Below are 17,934 nucleotides of genomic sequence, written 5' to 3'. Positions count from 1 at the left end.
TGCCCCTTCAATCGAACTTTAGAAGATGCAAATATCATAACATAAATGAATAAGCTGCATTCTATACATGATGAGCCAGAAACTACAATTACACTTTACCGGCACTTGACCTGGAAGTATATTTCAACCTTTATACTCTACTTATATCCTCCACATATCTTATCTCGATCAGAAAGGGTGATCCGTTTATGAGTATATATATACATAACAAAAGACGCTCTGTAGCAAGTTATCTATTAGAAAAATACATCGGAACATTAGATACCAAGAAAAATTTATTGACACAGGAAAACACATTAAAGCACCTTGAACACATGGGTGTTGAGAACATTAAGCCTTATCAGTTAGGTAAAGTTAAACTATCTTCTCCTATTAAGGATCGTTCCTATGAAGACATGCAGGTATTTACTCTCAATGACCAGAGATCCCCTGAACAACGGGTGATTCTATATATCCATGGCGGGGCACATACACACCAGCCTCTGTCTTTTCATTGGAAGTTCATGGACAACATGGCTCAAGCACTGAATGCCAAAGTGATTGCCCCCATCTATCCGAAAGTGCCTCATTTCAACTATCAGCATACGTATCCTAAACTTTTGAACCTGTACCGGGATATCATTGCAACTATACACACACCCGCACAATTAACCCTTATGGGTGATTCGGCTGGAGGCAACATTTCACTCAGTTTCGCATATTACCTGAAGATGCATTCTCTCCCTCAGCCCAAGGACATCATTCTATTATCTCCTTGCGTCGATATGGTGCTGGACAACCCGCTTATATTCGACTATGAGACCAGAGACCCCATGCTGGCTGTAGAAGGATACGATGTCATTCGGCGGATATGGGCAGCTGATAAACCTTTGGATGATCCGCTGATTAGTCCGATCTATGGAGACTTCGCTGGACTGGGCAAGATCAGCATCTTTATCGGAACCCACGAGGGCTTGTTTCCTGATAACATAAGGCTCGATAAAATGCTTACCGACCAAGGGATTGATCACCAAACCTTCGTTTATCCGAAAATGAATCATGTCTTCGTACTCTATCCAACTCCAGAAGCCAAGGATGCTCAGCGCAAGATCATTAACATCATTAAACGCGTAGCACATGAACCACATCCATAAGGCAGAAAAAGCTCAACCATTGGCTTATAGCCGCAGGCTTGAGCTTTTCCGCTATTCTCATCATCCAAAGTCTAGGTTTCATCAAAATGGGGATCATCTGGATGTTTCTTGGCTCCGCTACAAGGAGCCATATTCAAACCAGTCAAAATCGGCTGCCTGATCGGATGGCTCGCCATTGCTGGTGGCAAACATTCCGATGCAGCAGCCAACGAAGCCCCCGGCCACCTCGGTACTCAAGCTGCTAGTATCCACCTGTTCCGCAACCAGATGGTACTGACTTCCATCCATGCTATAGTAAAAGCTCAGTTGCTGTCCTGATGCGGCCATTTTGATATACACTCGCGATGCATCGTCATCCAGCACGACTTGTGCAATGCTGGCCTCCTGACCATCTATGCAGGTCACCACGCGCAGCACCTGCTGTTTCTCTGCTAGAGCACGCTCAATCCGTACGTGATACTGATCGTTCTGAATGACGACAAGACCAGCCGTTTCGTTTGCATTCCCGGGCACAAATTCCATCACTGTAGCCGCCACGTAATCCATATGCCTCTGCCGCAGGCAGACAAAGCTGGAATTCTCCTTCTCCTTCAATGTTTGCGGTTTCAGCTTCAGTCTCAAGTATCCTTTTCGTTCGGTTAATGAATACAGGTCTTCCTGAGGATTACGCAGGAACATCCATTGCAAGCCCAGACGATCGCTGTCAAAATGGTCAAAACGCAGTTGCGGCTCTACCGGAACGGGCTTCAAATCCAACGTGCCCTGCTCCTCCAGGGTTCCCCGGCCCTCATTGACAACAGGCCATCCTTCCTCCCAAACGACAGAAGCAAGGAACGTCTCCCGCCCGAGATTACTATAATTCCCTCCATACGGACGCGAAGCAAGCATAACCATAAACCATCGACCATTCGCAGCCTGTACCAAGTCGGCATGTCCCACATTAACAACAGGGTATCGCTTGCCCAAATGGCGATGTGTAATGATTGGATTATTCGGATTCCCGACGTATCCTTCGGTCAAACTTTTGCTGCGAGCAATGGTCACGGCATGGTTTGGCCCTGTGCCTCCCTCTGCAATCAATAAATAGTAATATTCATCGATCTTATACAGATGTGGGCCTTCCGGCCAGATGACATCCACCATCGCCCCGCGCCAGAGCACATGACTATCGCCCACCAGCTTCATGGTGGTCAGATCAAGCTCTCGCAGCCAAACTTCCCAATTGCCGTTATAACGAACCCCTTGCGAGCAAGGCCGTGTACCGAGGTAATACGCTTTGCCATCATCGAAGAAAATCGTGGGGTCTATGCCTTCTGCGCCTTCGATAAAATAAGGATCAGACCATGGCCCAGCCGGGTCGGTAGCGGTTACAACAAAATTGCCGCCATGTGATACATTGGTTGTAATCATATAGAAGGTGCCTTCATGATACCGAAGCGTTGGAGCGAATATCCCCTGTGAATGGCCTGCTCCTTGAAGATTTAATTGCGAAGGGCGATCCAGCACATTGCCAATCTGTTTCCAATTTACAAGATCACGGCTCTGAAAGATCGGAACGCCAGGAAAATAGGCAAATGTCGATGTCACCAAATAAAAATCTTCACCCACCCGGCATACGGACGGATCTGGATAAAACCCGGGCATAATCGGATTGTTAAACGTGCATTGCTCGCTTTGATTTGCATTTTTCATTCTTTTACCCCTCCAATGGTTAGTCCAGTCACAAAGTATTTTTGCAAGAACGGATACAGTAAAACGATCGGCATGGCCGTCACAACCGTGATCGCTGCCCGAATGGATACGGGAGTAACCATGTTTGTTACATTTTTGTATGAATCCACGTTGACAGTTCCACCCTGTGAGGTTGCAGAGGATAACAATTTCATCAGCTCATACTGCAAGGTGGTCAAATTCCGGTTTCCCGCTGTGTATAACATGGAATCGAACCAGGAATTCCACTGTCCCACTGCGATGAACAGTGCAACGGTCGCCAGCACGGGCTTGGACAGCGGAAGCACGATACGCATGAAAATTCGAAAATCTCCAGCTCCATCCATCTTTGCAGATTCAATCAATCCTTCCGACAGTCCCTGAATGTAGGTACGAATGACGATCATGTTAAACACCCCGATCAAGCCGGGAATAATGTATACCCAGAAGCTGTTCAGCAGCCCCACTTGTTTGATCAGCATGTATCCCGGAATTAAGCCGCCGCTGAAATACATCGTCACTACGAACAGCGTCGTGACCAATTTGTTAAACATGTACTCCTTGCGGCTCAAAACATAGGCCAGCATCGCGGTACAGAACAGCTGTACAACCGTTCCGACCACGGTTCTGGCGACAGAAATAAATGCCGCTTGTGTGAGATTGGGATTCTGGAACACGGAAACGTAGTTCTGAAGTGTCCATTCCCTCGGCCAGAGATATACCCCTCCACGTATCGTATCAAGCCCGTTATTGAAGGATACGGCAATGGTGTTTAAAAAAGGATATAACGTAACAACCATAACTAGCAACATAAAAATACCGTTAGTGATTGTAAATACATATTCGCCAAAGCTTCGTTTTCCATTTAGTCCTGTCACAGTTGTACCCCCTTATTAAATCAAGCGCTCTTCGCCAAGATACTTAGCCAATCCGTTGGCGAGAAATATGAGCACCAGACTGACCACACTTTTGAAAATGCCTGCTGCAGTGGCAAGTGAGTAGTTACCGAGATTGATCCCGTATTTCAAAACAAAAATGTCGATCGTCTCGGATACATCCTGCACCAATCCGTTCCCAAGCAAGTATTGAATCTCAAAGCCTGCGTTCAGTACGTTACCAACGTTGATGATGAGCAGGATAATAATCGTTGGTTTGATGCTTGGAAGTGTGACATTGAACATTTTACGAAACCGTCCGGCTCCGTCGATGGAAGCTGCCTCGTACAAGCTCGGATTAATCGACGCCATGGCCGCCAGATAAATAATCGTGCCCCAGCCGATTTCCTTCCACATGCTGGACAGACCCACAATCCCCCAGAAGTATTTGGGTTCGGCAAAAAAATTGATCGGTGCATCAATCAGGCCCAATTTCGTCAGCAGCACATTCACAATTCCTGTTTCCGTTGATAATACATTCGCAACAATACCTGTTACGATGATCCATGACAGGAAATGTGGAAGGTAGGAAACCGTCTGTACCACGCGTTTGAACAATACCATCCGCAGTTCATTCAATAAGAGCGCCAGACCAATCGAGCCGACAAATCCCAGAAACAGACTGATCAGGCTCATCGCCAGCGTATTGCGAATGACACGTAAAAATGTAGGGTCCGTGAATAACGTTCGAAAATGATCCACCCCCACCCAATCCTGCTCCATAAAACCAATGCCCGGTCTATAATTCTGAAACGCCATCAACCAGCCCCATAATGGTCCATACGCAAAAATAGCGATAAACGCAATAAACGGAAATGACATCCACATTAATTGTCGCTGACTTTTCATTCTGGACAGGTTGTACCCGATCCAGCTTGTTCCCGCTGGGATATGGCTGGTTTTTAACGAAGGCTGCAACTCCTTTTTGGCCATGTTTTTTCTCTCCTTGCTTACGAGTTTATCTATATCACCCAGTCTGGGTGAATCGATTTCATCACTATACAATCTCTGAATCTAGCGTGTAAGAAAGGCTACAGGATTCCCCATAGCCTTTCTGCATGGCAGACTTCTATCCCCACAGCTCCATGCGTCTGCGTACTTCCTCTGTCAGTGCATCCTCATACGCTTTAATATCTGCACTTTCTTTGAGCGTGGCTTGATATTCTTCCCAAGCCTTATCAAATTCGGCTGGTGACGTCATGATCACTTTAGGCAGCCATTTACGTTTTACGTCGTCCATCTTCTGTCTGGCAATGGTCTCCGGTTTATTGGGTTCGAAATTATAGGTATAGATCGGGAACCACGGTTCATTTTCCTCCGCAGGCTCCAGGAAATCGGTAAACTTCGTATAGCCGTAAGCCTTCAGTACTTTTTTGTCGATGTCATTCAGTGTGGCCAGATATTCCTCGGGCTGTTCTTTCGGGTCAAGAGCATTTTTCCCGTCAGCGGTCATACCTTCATGGTGAGGAAAATATACAAGCGGGCTTCCCGTATTCGCCAGCACCCAGTCCGGATCTTGGGCATTGGCACGCTGCTCTTCATTCCGGGAGAACACGCCCTTATCATCCACCTGGTAATCCACGCCTTCCTGTCCCCAAGTTCTCAATACCTCGATCTCGGGGTCCAGCAAATCGTTAATATATTGAAGCGCTCCCTCGATATCCTCACAGCTCTGTGTAATGGCTAATCCGCCATTTACGTTCAGGATTGGCTTGTGCTGATAGCGCCCTTTAACATCCTCGGACAGCGTGATGGACAGGGGTACATAGGTTTTGTCATACAATTTTTGCTTCACAAGGGATGCCTCGGCGTCAAGGAACTGCCACCCCTGATCCACCATACCCAGCACACGGCCGGTAGATATTTTGGAAATGTATTGATCATAGTTGGCCGTAAAGGTTTCGTTATCGACCAAGCCTTTGTGGTACACTTCATTGATCTTTTTGAAATACGCCTTCGCTTCCGGAATCGTATTGTAGTTTTTGGCCGTCAGCGTTTCCTTGTCTACGATAGCCGCCCCTTCATTGGGGTGACCCGCCAGGAAGAGCGGTGGGTTCTCCAGCGCGAAATAACGCCAATCATACGAAATAATTTCAAATCCGATCGTTGGCTGACCGTTCATGGTCGGATGAGCTGCTTTATATTTTTCAATCAAGTCAAAATATTGATCCAGCGTCTTGATTGTCGGATAATTGGCCCACTCCAGTACGGCCTTCTGAATCCAGAATGCTTCCCCATCATGCGTTACTTTCATGGAATCGCCTTGTACATTGCCAAATTGCGGGATGAAGTAGATATGACCATCCGTTGCGTTCTTCATCTTCTTCCAGTCTTCGCCCAGGTAATTTTTGATGTTCGGATATTTATCAATGTAATCCTCAAGCGGTACCAAAGCCCCTGCCGCTATCAATTGCTGAGTACCATCACTCCCATCGATAAAGTCGGGATATTCACCACCAGCAATCAGGACACCAATTCGTTCTTTGGCCGTCTGACCGGTAAGCCAATCCATGGTCACTCGGACACCCGTTTTTTCCTCAATCGCTTTCAACACCCGATTATCGTCAGGTGCAATTTTGCCCGGCACCGCAAAAAAAGCGGAAAATTGCTTCAATTCCTTGCCGTCCGCTGTCTTCTCACCAGACGAGGATGATCCCGGTGTACATCCAGAGAGCGCAACAACCAGTATCAAAGCCAACAAAACGCAATGCCTGATTCTTTTTCTAATATCCTTTTTCATCATGACCCCTCCATCGATTATATTGACAGAAGCTTTTTGGAAAGCGCTTTCCAAAGGCTGACTTAAAATTATCATGCTTCCGTGCCCCCCTCAACGGGAGAAATTATAGATGGAATCCCAATAATTCCAGCATATGCGAAAAAAATATCCCGCCACTCCGTCAAGGAGTGCAGGATGTTGGATCAAGAGAGTACGCAGCATGGGCACTTTTACGATATTGCGCCGGAGTCTCCCCCATGAGTTTCTCGAATCGATTTATGAAGTAATCGGAATCCCGATATCCGACCATCGCTGCAATTTCGTACACCCTGTGATCGGTTCTGCGCAACAGCCGCGCTGCTTCCTCAATACGCAACTGGTTCAAATAATCACTGAAGGTGATCGAATAATGCTTTTTGAAAATCTGTCCCAGATAGGCACTGTTCATGTAAAACTGCTCTCCCAGCAATTTCAGACTGATGTTCTCCATGTAATGTTCGTGAATAAAGGCTTCAATTTTGGCGAGTACCCCCATCGCATTCCATTTTTGCTGCTCTTTCAGCTTCTCTGCACACATACGCGAGAACTCGCATAAATTCTCAATGTTTTCCTTCATCGACAGCATCGCGTAGTTCATCCCGAGGAACGTCGATTGCATTAACCGGGCATCCGGATTACCGGTGTCCCCGTTCACCAGATCCAACAAGTTGTATGCCAAATAGTGCAGATGAATTCGGACGATGCCCGGCTCAATTCGTTCATTCAGGAAAAATTGGAAGATCGCCTCTGCGTGGCTGCGCAGCTCATCGATCTGCTGCTCCTCAATCGCTTTGATCAGCCCATCAAACAATTGTTTTTCGTGCTGTCCTGGCCGAGTGGTAAATATCGTCGTATCCATATGTTCGAAGTAATAAACAGGACCACATGTGGTGAAAAAACGTAAACTCTTCATTTTGCCACAAGATTGGTAGGACTCGTGCAGTTCCTCCAGCCTGTGTACCTCCTTCCCGACATAAAACGCAACAGTTGCCTCCTGATCCCGGCTCAGCTCCGCATGAAGATGGGAGATGTATTGCTCATAGGACATGGCCTCACGCTTTAACAACAGGTCCGTTACAAGGAGCAGAACCGCATTTTTTTCACCCGTGAACGGCTTCAAAACGTGCCCCGTGTACGGTTCGCCCACCCGCTCTTCTATCCATGAGCACCAATCCGTTACCTTCTCTTGGTTATCTGCTTCAATTAAAATGCAACGAAAAATGCTGGCATCCTGATAATGAGTCTGTACGCTCGCAATGGACTCCTTGTCAGCCACTCCAAGCAAGATTGACTGCATATGCTGGGCCATAATCATCTGATCCTTTTTTTGCTGATGTCGCTTCTCTTCCGTTCTCGCAAGAAAGGAGGCCCTGAATGCCTCAAGTACCTGAACCAGTTCAGTTTTCACAATGGGTTTGAGAATATAGTCGTTCACCTGATACTTGATCGCTTGCTTGGCATACTCAAACTCATAGAATCCACTTAGAAGGACCAACTCGATCTCGCCGTTATATTGTTCATACAAGGTTTTCGCAAGCTGCATTCCGTCCATATCCGGCATCTTGATGTCGGATATGACCAGATCGGGCTGTAAGGCCCGAATGCACTCCATCGCCTGCAAACCGTTTGAAGCCTGACCACATATCTCGAATCCATAAGACTCCCAATCGATAAGTAACAGAAGTCCTTGGCGAATAAATGGTTCATCGTCCACAATCAGTACGTTGATCATATCTTCGCTCCTTATCTCTGAGATGCTTGCGAAAGGGGGATTTGGATAATAATCGTTGTCCCCTTTTCTTTTTCGCTGAAGATGTCCACATGTACGCTTTCATTGAAATACATTCGCAGCCGAATGTATGCATTCATGATGCCAATGCTGCTGAGTTCGCTCATCCGATCCACGCTCGGGTCGAGCAACATATTGCGGAGCAGAGCCAGCTTGTCCTGATCCATGCCAACGCCGGTGTCTCGTATGGTCACGTGCAAGTGCCCGCTTAGACTTTCGAACAAAACCTCCACTACCCCATCATTCGATGTCCCCTCAATGCCATGAATGCAAGCATTCTCCACAAACGTGAGGACGGTTAACTTGGGTATCATCATCGCTGAAATGGAAGGGTCCTTAACCTGAATTAGGAATTGCAGTTTTTCGCCAAAGCGATATTGCTGGATGTTCAGGTAACTCTCCACGAACCGAATTTCCTCCTGGATGGTAATAAGGTCATCGCCCCAATTAATCGTCTGACGCAACAGCAACGCCAGCTTCTGAATGATCTCGGAGGTTTCGAGTTCGTTCTTGATCAGGCTCCGCATGCGGATCGTTTCAAGTGTATTGAACATGAAATGTGGATTCACCTGGCTCTGAAGAGCTTTCAGTTCCGTCTGTTTCTTGGAAAGCTCAAGCGCTTGCCGCTCCACCTGTCCTTTAAATACAATCTCGATCAGGTTCTTGATCTTGATCACCATCATGTTATAGCTATGGGTCAAGCTACCGATCTCGTCCTTGCCCGCAGGTCCCGCTATCACCTCGAATTTTTCATGCTTCACTTGATCCAGATGTTTGGCTATCCGACCAACCCTGTTGACCAGTGATCTGGATATCAGCCAGATCAGCAGCGTAGGCACCAGCAGATTCAGAATGATCAACAAGATCACATTGAGCTTGGACTGAATGATCTCGGACAGAAAATCTAATTTCTCCGCGCTGATGATAATCTGCCAATCCTCGGATACGACCGGAATCGATTCCATGGATTGAACAGGGTCAATCGGACTGTTCGCAATCAGATTAAACGGCTGTCGCGTCTGATTCATTTTCGAATCGTTCGAGAAAATGACCCGGTCATCCGAAACTACGTACACCTTCCCGTTTGCTCCCTCATTCTTAAGCGACTTGTTGATGAAGGCATAGTCCAGATCAACCTTTAATACCTTCTCCACCTGCTGCTCCCCGAAGTAATCCAGCTTCCGAATGATGCTTACCTTGCGTCCGCCCTGACTCTGTGACATCTCCGCCTGCTGCTTGTCAAAATACGAATAGATCATGATATGGTCGCTCGTGCTCATCAATGCTTGATACCATTCACTTTTTCGTACCTCATCATCCAGCTTAATGAAGTTCCCTCCATTCACGAAGGTATCGTTGCCCACATAGAACGTAATTTGGTTCACCTGCTGGTAACTGTAATAGTACCTGACCAAATTGTTGTTGCTAAGCATGTCATAGTAGGCGAGGTAATAGTCTTCCTGGTTACGATACTTCGACTCCATGAACCGGTTCAGCGTTACATCGGTATAGAGAAAATTGGACACATATAAACTATTGTCTATACTGTTCCGCAAGTTGAACTTGATCCGTTGCTGCATTTCATTGAAGCGGCTATGCTCCTTCTCCTCGATGTTACCTTTGATGCTCTGGTAAAACACGGTGTTCGTGGCCAGTACCGGGACCAACACACAAAAAATGAACAATATGTACAGCTTGGTTTTGAGACTCCAATCATCCAAAATTTGAATACGCTTACAGTTTGTCTTTCGGCTCATGTCTTTTCCTTTTCTCCCCTAACAATGACATACATCCACATTATTATAACGAGTATGGAGAGGGTTGGATACCTGAATGTTCAATCAATCGCAGCAAAAAGCCCAAGCATCGACAGGTCTGTCGCAGGCTTGGGCCTTTACAAAGCATGTAATGGAGTATCGTTTTCACGTCCATGATTCCTAGACTAATTTCGGATCACCAATCCGGGTGATGACCGTGTCATACGGATCTAATTCGAGGATTTGTTTCCCATACTCCGTATCGATCGTCGTAGTTTGAACCTGATCACTATTGTTGATCGCGACCAATATTTTGCTTTCTGGATAATACGCACATTCCGTATACAGGTTATCGGTCATGTACTTCGTTTCATGGAGTTCATTGCCCGCAAATCGAATCAAATTCAGAAGCAGCCTTGTATTTTCCCAGCTGAATTCGAAGGCAGGCAGGTAGATCCCTTTTCCTTTCCCAAAAGCATGTGTAGACAGGGTGATCCGGCCATCCGTTTCAGTCACGACAGCTGCTGATCCATCAGTAAGATAGATGTTATTCTTGGGCATGATGTTGGCCCCCTCAGGCACCAAATCATGCTCATCGCAAACCTCATACGTCCATCGTCCATGAACGACTCGCGCGCCTGTATCCTCATCCACTCCGAGCACATGAGCCATTCTGAAATAGCTGTCGTACCCGTCCATCGCCGAAGGCTGGTTAATGCCAATAAAGGTACCGCCCTCATACACCCATTGTGTCAGTAAATCAACACACTTGTGGTCATTCCAGTACTCTCCACCGCTCCATGCGGAACCAGCAGAGCCGGCATTGATTACAACATCGATATCTTGCAATTTCCCCTGACGGATATCTTCAAAATCAATAAACTGCACTTCAACCGGCAATCCGGACAAGGCCTCATTCACATGAATCAAGTCATGCATATGCGTTTCATGGAAATGGCCGGATAATGTCCACGATCTTAATTTGCCCCAGCTATGCAGAATGGCTACCTTCGTCTTGATCTGATACGGCTTCCCTTGTTGATGCAGCTCTTTCATTCCCCTGAATTCATGGGCAATCTTCTCGATGTAATTGACAAAATCCGGGTAAGGCTCTACCAGATGCAAGTATCCGCCCAGTCCAATCCGGTCAATCGACTCCCTGAGTAGCGCGCGCCGGATATTGATCCAATACTTCTTCGCATCCAGTGTAGGATTCCCGCCCGCCTTGAAGGTAGGAAGCCCGCCTAATCCTACCGGGAACAAGTATGGATGCAATCGAATTTCATGCGTGTCGACGTTTACGCCCGAGCACATTCTCGCCTCATAACCTGAAAACACACATTTAATCATCCCATCGAATCCAAACTCCTGGAATCGGTCATTATAGGGCTCCATGCCAACCCAACTGTCATCATAGAAGACATACGCCAGCTTGTCATGCTTGTGCACAATATCGATTAATTGCTTGCCGAATTCGATGACAAAATCATTGATAAATGCCATATAATCCAGCTTGCGCTGCTGTGCCGGGACATGACTGACACGATATTTTCCACCATTCACAAAATCCTCGGCGGTCAAGGAATAGCCATATGTCTTGGCAAACCGATCCAGTGCCCGTGAACTTACCGTAAAATCATATGAACCCCAATCCGAGAACAGATGGCGATTACGTTCGTTGCTGCCCCAGATCCAGGCGAAATTATAAAATAACGAGGTGAAGCGGACGACTGTTGTTTCCTCATGCTGCTGACACCAGCTCTCCATCCAGTCCAGCAGATAGGCCTGCGCTTCAGTATAGATCGGGTCTATCTGCATCAAATGTTCTTTGTCCCAGTCGTTCGTTGTATGATTATACATGGAGATCTCTTCCCAGATCCGATAGACCATGAAACTTACCGTGTATTTATGCCAAGGAGCAACGCCAGTAATGACTACATTCCCGGATTCCCTTTCATAATTCCACTGCCCTCTTGGAACTTCCTCCCCGGTCGTTCGGTCATAAACCTGCCAATATTTGAAAGCCTCTTTCGAATCATTCACTCTGAATTGCTCGGCAAAAAAATCTTCCATCAGATAGATGGATACATAATCTTGTACAGCAACCTTCGGTTGGGTAATTAAAAAACATTGCTGCAGCTTATCCAGATTACGGGATGCCCATTCATTATGATCCCGGATAATGCAGATGGTCGAATAGATGCCGTATCCGGCATTAATAATCTCATCGGATAATTTCGTGCCGTCACTGTCACGAATGACATCGGCCCCCCAGCGTTCGGCAAGTTCAAGGGTCAGTGCCTCATAACCGGATTCTCCCGGTAGTGTAAAGGCCCCCGTTGATGGTTTGGACAACATGGTTCCCCCTATCTCAACATGTCGGACAGAAAAGCAAGTGCCAAGCCCTGGCCCCAGCCCTGAATCCAGTCTTTTGGAATATTACGATAGCCATCCCGATCTTTCATCACTGCCGTGCCGCCCGATACACTCAGTACACGCCCATCTTCGCTAATGTTGTTCAGTATGCCCGTCAATGCCTTCTGCACATATTTGGTATGTAGCGGATTGCCGTTATTGATCATCGCAGCGGCAATCCCGGCAGAAGCCGACACCTCTTCATACGAATCTTCGTCGTCCAGAACCGTCCGCCACAAGCCGTTATCGGTTTGAAGAAGCTTGAGAGCCGCCAGTTGATCGCGAAGCGAACACTCAACGTCCATACACTGTGGATATAGGTACCAGTCTTTCAACTGAGGTTTCACCTGAGACATGGTATAAGCTCCCCAGGCGTTCGCTCTGCCCCAGTAAAATCCAGACATATGATCCTTGTTGACGTTGTTGTAGCCGTGGTACCAAAGTCCGCTACTCGGGTCTTGCAGGTATTTGATATGCCAGTAGTACTGATTCAGGGCATCCTGAATCATGGCCTCATCTTTTAATTTACTCCCCACTCGGAGCAGGAAAAACGCCGCCATAAACAAGGTATCCGCCCATGCCTGTTCCGGAAAATCATTGGCAACGGATACGGTATGCTGGAGCACGTTGTCTCCAAAGCGGAGCGCATGATTTTGCAGATAATCCACCTTGCTCATGGCAATATCCCAATATTTCTGATCTCCTGTTTCTTCATACAAGGTGATTAGCATATGGCCCATGGCACATGTGTTTACCGTCCAGCTCGGCAGCCCCAGCTCAATATATTCATCTGCCCACTTCACGAGCCTGTCCAGAATCTCTTGGTTACCTGTCGTTTGATAAGCTCTCGTTACACCATAATAGGCCACGCCGCAGGGCCAATCCCACGTAAGATCCATGGCCAGCGTTTTTTGGGTAACGTTATCGATTACTTTCAGAATCTCTTCCCGGTCATATTTCACTTGAAGCATTGCTTAATCCCCTCTCAAGCGCACACGCCCTCAAGTGTGCCCTGAGAGCTGTCCGTTCTTATTGTAAACGCTTTACTTATTCCATTGTACGCAGTAAAATGGTCTCAATCTAAGCATATTCACAACAAAACTGCGCAATTTCAATCATTTATGAATAGGAGCACCGAATATGCCCAAACCAAAGAAGCCTGTCATTGAATACCGTCACTACAGCCTGCCCATAAACTTCCCTATCCTGTTATTAAGCGGAGAACGTTGGAAGATCTCCGATATCAAAAGCGAACATCTTCATTTCCACAACCTTCTTGAGATTGGCATCTGTCATTCAGATAGCGGTATCATGGAGATCAAGGGTGAATCTGTACCCTTTCAAGCAGGCGATGTGACCTTCATTCCCCGATATCTCCCTCACACGACTTACAGTTCGCCCAATAACGCGAGCCTATGGTCGTATATCTTTTTTTCGCCAGATGATCTGTTTCAACATACATTCAAAAGTGCTTATAGCGACTTCGAGCCGAATTTGCTGGCTGTGCAGGGGTCTAACTGTATTCTGAATAAGGAACAACACCCCAAGGTATACATGCTTGCAACATCGTTATTGGATGAATTAAAACATCAGAATCCCTATTATCAGGAAAGTGCCTACGGCCTACTGCTGTCTCTGTATATCGAACTCCTTCGAATTCATTCCAGGAATGAGCCATTGGCACAATCCGAATCCGAACATAGTCTGAAAGGCGATCTCGTCATTTCTCCGGCACTGGAGTATATCACCAAAAATTATATGACACCCATGACCATCGATTTCTTGGCTGATCTGTGCCATTTAAGCACTACTCATTTTCGAAGAAAATTCCATGAAATCATGGGCACGACACCGCTCGATTTTCTAAACAGCACTCGCATTGAAGAGGCCTGTAAACAGTTAAAAAGCACGGAACGTTCCATCCTGTCGATCTCGGAGCAAGCCGGGTTTCACTCCATTTCCAGCTTTAACCGCTGCTTTGCCAAGCTTATGGGGGAGTCACCCAAACACTGGCGTAAAGGGGCAAAATCCGAAGTGCAATCTGCGAAAGCGTCCATATTGGAGTTTACGGGGTGGGTGTAAAATCGTAGTAAAACGTGCTAGGGTAAATGTTCTGTGTTCCAACCTGGCCTACATACAAAAAAGACGCTTCGGGAGCCATTCCCGAGCGTCTGTGGGCGTTCTTTCTATCATTTCAATACGAAAAATGGACTATTGCTGTCAAAGGACTCTAAAGTATCTCTGTCGTGAGCGTGAACCCTTCGATTACGGCGTCTTCATCGACCTCAATCATGATGCACCGTCTACCTTGATAATTCACCTGTTTCACATACTTCAAATCCTGCGGGCTGACCGAAATCGTGGCTACTTTGGTATCAATCTTAATGGATTTCGAAGTGAATTTTGGCATAACGCTGTTCGCCTTCAACTCATAGTGCTTATCGTCCACGATCGTCTCGAATGCCCGTTCCACTTTCTCCGACGTCAGATCCTCTACACCGCTTGCGGTTAGCACACGTTCCACATCTTTATAATCGAGCTTCGGAGGTTCTTCCTCATGTGACTCTTCATTGATTTCGATGACCCTGTTGATCTCCTCATACACATGGGCGAGGGTGCTTGCGTCGAGTTGTTCGCCAGTCAGTTCCTTCACGATGTCTTCAAAGATCGCACGTTCTTCCAATGCTGTCACGGATCGTTCCCCGTTCAAGACCTGTTCGACAAAATGCGGATCCGGAAAATTCGATTTCCCTGTGCAGTACAAAATACGATTAACATCGGAATAATTGTCCGTCACGCTCGGGTACAGAAAACCTTGCTCCGGTGTGCTTAATTTGATAATTGGATCAACAATGACATTGTACTTAAATTCTCTCTCCACATAATCAAACAAGAGCGTTTTACGCTGCTTCTCCGTAGAATTCACACTGCACAGAATGAACGGATGTGCGAACACTTCGTTCTTCTCGCTCTCTTCGGCTTCATCGTTACGGGCCTTGGTCGGCAAGTAATACTGTCCACGAACGAATGTGACCACCATATCCCGTTCATACTTCGCATCTACCAGCATTCGATCCACGAGCAGCAGCATCAGGTCCTGCCATTCGTCTGGATCACCTGTTACCAGAGCCTGGTGAAGCATGACCTGGGCCGGCTCCTCCGCCTGCTCCTGAAACCTCAACTCAAACAATTTCTGATCCAATTCACCAGTCAGCAATTTTTTGAAATTGCCCATGTACAGCTCCTGCTTCTCTCGATCCACCAGCTCAAACGGATGGCGCTCCCAATGATAGACCTCGTTCGTTTCCTTCGTAATATACACATTGAGAATATCATTAATGTTCAGTAAATCATGGTCTAGTTTAAACTGCTTGCGTATATGCGCGACTTCTTTTTTATTCATGATTGGTTAGACAACTCCTCAAGTAAATTGGCTTTACAAGTATAAACGATATAAAAACCCTTCGCTAGATAAGTTCAACTAAAGAACATTTACATTGACACGCCAAGGCTCAGCACCAAAAAAGAAAGACGCGTCGGAAATGATTCCCTTGCGCCTTTTCTCGTTATTTAATGACAACAATCTAACTGACGATACAGCGATCATTTTAGCATCTTACATATTTACGTTTGAACCCGGTACGCCCTTTATCCACAGCCTTTTGAATATTATCGGAAGCTTGCAGGAACTTGCTCTTGGATTTGTCCTTGTTAACTTCGACAGGTCCCACAGCCTTGGCCGTCTCCACTGCCTGATCATGCAATGGAAGGTAGGATACGGCAACGGTGTACAGAAAGTTGTTCATGGCATACTTGGTGCGTTCAGGTGATTCGTGAATCGTCTGTTGTACCTGTCCAAGCATATCGTTCAGTTTACTTTCCTCAAATTCATGATCTGGACGGCTACCGAGCAACCAGCAATAACAGCTCCAGCCTGCTGACATTCGCAGCTCATCCCCGCTTGCAATCCATGCATTGGCAACCTCTTGAGCAATATCCGTCTCGGCAAGCGTGACGGCAACGATATAGTCGGAGATCATGTAAAAATAAGCCGTATCCATCCAACGCTCAAAATCCGCTTTGGTCATTGCTTTAGGATCGGCGATGATCCCGGCGAAGTACATGGCATCATAATTCCCAGTAGCGTATAGTTGATCCGCCAAAGGTTGATTCTTTTTTATTTTCTTCGCGATGGGTTTCATCGCCCCGGTTGCCACGCCAAAGAGCGGCTCGTGTGCTCCATTAGACATGTACATTTTTTTCGTTCGTTCTTTGCCTAGCGCCTCCAGCTCTTGCATCACTTTATCCAGATTCACTTCGCAACACCACTCAATCCTATTAAATTTTTATGCCTGATCAAACAGACGCTTATGTTTGTCGAAAAACTGGTGGAAAAATCGCACATTGTCCAGTTCGAACCACTCTGCCGTTTGTAAAATCGCTCCGTCGAGATTATAAATTTTGGCATGGAGCGTCCCCAAAACAAAAGGCGAGTGGGTCGCCACAATAAATTGACTGTCAAAATAACGCGCCAGTTCATTAATTTGCTCTGCCAACTTGATTTGGTTAGCGGGAGAAAGAGAGGTTTCCGGTTCATCCAATAAATACAATTGGCCGGGATGCAAATATTCTTCGAAAAACTGCATGGAGGTTTCCCCATTAGAGTATTTCTCCTGAGAGAATTGAATGTTCTCCAGCTTTTTCTTGAATTCATAGGAATGTTCAAATTCTTCTGCCTCAGCCTTGCTCATTCCTTGTTTAATCTGTTCATATATAAGGTCTTCGCGAAGAACACTTGCTTGCTGTATTTTTTTGATTTCATATAAAATATCCTCTGACTTAATGTACCTGCTACCCTCCGGCAGTTGCCTGATGCCACGCTCCTGTTCGTCACAAGCAAGTTCATAACTGCTCATCTCGAGAAAACGCTGTACATAGATACTGTGACCGTAGCTCGTCATCCGTTCAGAACCCGCGATTCCCAATTTGTTAGCGATTACGTTCAGCAAGGTGGATTTGCCTGAGCCGTTACTTCCGTATAACACGGTGATTCGATCAAAAAGAAAAACTTCCCCAGCCAAGTGTTTGAATACATGATCTGGATATATATTGGGATTACTTGCAATGTGAGAAGAAAGTCTGAAGTTGCTTACATAAACCATCGGCTCACTCCTTATGCTCCGCAGGGTTAAAATCCAATCCATTTCCACGTATTAGCGCTTTCTGGACTCAATTCGTGATTCCCTGCTTTTATCAATTACAAATTATTTCTATTCTATCACAGCAAACAACAGATCGATGATTCATATGACGAAAGACCCTGTCCTCTTTCTTGGTCAGGGTCTTTCGTCTTCGCTCTCATTCACTTATAAACAGCGTCAGCTTGCCCAAATTGTATGACTGGTCTAATCGCATTAAATTCAAGTGACTTAGCTCA

At 46.3% G+C, this 17,934-nt stretch carries 13 protein-coding genes; 2 read left to right on the top strand and 11 right to left on the bottom strand.

All coding sequences use genetic code 11. The annotated features are described in order from the left end of the window. Positions 1-188: 188 nt before the first annotated feature. Positions 189-1,133, top strand: a complete 945-nt coding sequence (locus tag ACR32F_RS03980; RefSeq protein WP_440116364.1) for an alpha/beta hydrolase fold domain-containing protein — start codon at positions 189-191, stop codon at positions 1,131-1,133. A 117-nt stretch (positions 1,134-1,250) separates the two neighbouring features. Here ACR32F_RS03980 and ACR32F_RS03975 read toward each other — a convergent pair whose 3' ends face one another. The 8 genes from ACR32F_RS03975 to ACR32F_RS03940 form a co-directional block, all read right to left on the bottom strand. Next, complete coding sequence (locus tag ACR32F_RS03975) at positions 1,251-2,825, bottom strand: glycoside hydrolase family 43 protein (RefSeq protein ID WP_440116362.1); 1,575 nt, start codon at positions 2,823-2,825, stop codon at positions 1,251-1,253. Further along, complete coding sequence (locus tag ACR32F_RS03970; protein ID WP_440119675.1) at positions 2,822-3,655, bottom strand: carbohydrate ABC transporter permease; 834 nt, start codon at positions 3,653-3,655, stop codon at positions 2,822-2,824. The genes ACR32F_RS03975 and ACR32F_RS03970 overlap by 4 nt, the downstream gene beginning before the upstream one ends. An 81-nt stretch (positions 3,656-3,736) precedes the next feature. After that, positions 3,737-4,711 carry an ABC transporter permease gene (locus tag ACR32F_RS03965; RefSeq protein WP_440116360.1) on the bottom strand — a complete coding sequence of 325 codons (975 nt, stop codon included), beginning with the start codon at positions 4,709-4,711 and terminating at the stop codon, positions 3,737-3,739. 136 nt (positions 4,712-4,847) lie between these two features. After that, positions 4,848-6,593: an extracellular solute-binding protein gene (locus ACR32F_RS03960; RefSeq protein WP_440116358.1), complete on the bottom strand. Its 1,746-nt coding sequence runs from the start codon at positions 6,591-6,593 to the stop codon at positions 4,848-4,850. Positions 6,594-6,678: 85 nt separating this feature from the next. Next, the gene (locus tag ACR32F_RS03955) at positions 6,679-8,268 is read right to left on the bottom strand and encodes a response regulator transcription factor (RefSeq protein WP_440116356.1); all 1,590 of its coding nucleotides are present in this window, start codon (positions 8,266-8,268) and stop codon (positions 6,679-6,681) included. 11 nt (positions 8,269-8,279) lie between these two features. Continuing rightward, positions 8,280-10,082 carry a cache domain-containing sensor histidine kinase gene (locus ACR32F_RS03950; RefSeq protein WP_440116354.1) on the bottom strand — a complete coding sequence of 601 codons (1,803 nt, stop codon included), beginning with the start codon at positions 10,080-10,082 and terminating at the stop codon, positions 8,280-8,282. A 180-nt stretch (positions 10,083-10,262) separates the two neighbouring features. Continuing rightward, positions 10,263-12,440: a 1,3-beta-galactosyl-N-acetylhexosamine phosphorylase gene (gene gnpA, locus ACR32F_RS03945; protein ID WP_440116352.1), complete on the bottom strand. Its 2,178-nt coding sequence runs from the start codon at positions 12,438-12,440 to the stop codon at positions 10,263-10,265. 8 nt (positions 12,441-12,448) lie between these two features. Next, positions 12,449-13,468 carry a glycoside hydrolase family 88/105 protein gene (locus ACR32F_RS03940; protein WP_440116350.1) on the bottom strand — a complete coding sequence of 340 codons (1,020 nt, stop codon included), beginning with the start codon at positions 13,466-13,468 and terminating at the stop codon, positions 12,449-12,451. A 169-nt stretch (positions 13,469-13,637) separates the two neighbouring features. On the opposite strand from ACR32F_RS03940, the gene ACR32F_RS03935 reads away from it, so the two are divergent. Further along, positions 13,638-14,579: a helix-turn-helix domain-containing protein gene (locus ACR32F_RS03935; protein WP_440116348.1), complete on the top strand. Its 942-nt coding sequence runs from the start codon at positions 13,638-13,640 to the stop codon at positions 14,577-14,579. Positions 14,580-14,727: 148 nt separating this feature from the next. Here the strand turns inward: ACR32F_RS03935 and ACR32F_RS03930 are convergent, their stop codons facing one another. From ACR32F_RS03930 to ACR32F_RS03920, 3 genes are all read right to left on the bottom strand, one after another. Then, positions 14,728-15,900, bottom strand: coding sequence for a DUF4317 domain-containing protein (locus ACR32F_RS03930; RefSeq protein WP_440116346.1), 1,173 nt, complete (start codon positions 15,898-15,900; stop codon positions 14,728-14,730). 205 nt (positions 15,901-16,105) lie between these two features. Then, positions 16,106-16,813, bottom strand: coding sequence for a DNA alkylation repair protein (locus ACR32F_RS03925; protein WP_440116344.1), 708 nt, complete (start codon positions 16,811-16,813; stop codon positions 16,106-16,108). A 30-nt stretch (positions 16,814-16,843) separates the two neighbouring features. Further along, entirely contained in the window at positions 16,844-17,659 is an 816-nt protein-coding gene (locus ACR32F_RS03920) for an AAA family ATPase (protein WP_440116342.1), read from the bottom strand. Positions 17,660-17,934 lie beyond the last annotated feature (275 nt).

Source organism: Paenibacillus hebaui, from assembly GCF_051934385.1.
In the GTDB taxonomy this organism is placed as follows: Bacteria; Bacillota; Bacilli; order Paenibacillales; family Paenibacillaceae; genus Paenibacillus.
Note: the sequence above shows the minus strand (reverse complement) of the source record. Positions and strands in the feature narration are given on the sequence as shown.

Bases quoted from the DNA above. Each gene is read 5' to 3' on its own strand.
- ACR32F_RS03955 (WP_440116356.1), bottom strand. From the start codon at position 8,268: ATGATCAACGTACTGATTGTGGACGATGAACCATTTATTCGCCAAGGA.
- ACR32F_RS03975 (WP_440116362.1), bottom strand. From the start codon at position 2,825: ATGAAAAATGCAAATCAAAGCGAGCAATGCACGTTTAACAATCCGATT.
- ACR32F_RS03920 (WP_440116342.1), bottom strand. From the start codon at position 17,659: ATGGTTTATGTAAGCAACTTCAGACTTTCTTCTCACATTGCAAGTAAT.
- ACR32F_RS03980 (WP_440116364.1), top strand. From the start codon at position 189: ATGAGTATATATATACATAACAAAAGACGCTCTGTAGCAAGTTATCTA.
- ACR32F_RS03940 (WP_440116350.1), bottom strand. From the start codon at position 13,468: ATGCTTCAAGTGAAATATGACCGGGAAGAGATTCTGAAAGTAATCGAT.
- ACR32F_RS03965 (WP_440116360.1), bottom strand. From the start codon at position 4,711: ATGGCCAAAAAGGAGTTGCAGCCTTCGTTAAAAACCAGCCATATCCCA.
- ACR32F_RS03935 (WP_440116348.1), top strand. From the start codon at position 13,638: ATGCCCAAACCAAAGAAGCCTGTCATTGAATACCGTCACTACAGCCTG.
- ACR32F_RS03960 (WP_440116358.1), bottom strand. From the start codon at position 6,593: ATGATAATTTTAAGTCAGCCTTTGGAAAGCGCTTTCCAAAAAGCTTCT.
- ACR32F_RS03930 (WP_440116346.1), bottom strand. From the start codon at position 15,900: ATGAATAAAAAAGAAGTCGCGCATATACGCAAGCAGTTTAAACTAGAC.
- ACR32F_RS03970 (WP_440119675.1), bottom strand. From the start codon at position 3,655: ATGTTGCTAGTTATGGTTGTTACGTTATATCCTTTTTTAAACACCATT.
- ACR32F_RS03950 (WP_440116354.1), bottom strand. From the start codon at position 10,082: ATGAGCCGAAAGACAAACTGTAAGCGTATTCAAATTTTGGATGATTGG.
- gnpA (WP_440116352.1), bottom strand. From the start codon at position 12,440: ATGTTGTCCAAACCATCAACGGGGGCCTTTACACTACCGGGAGAATCC.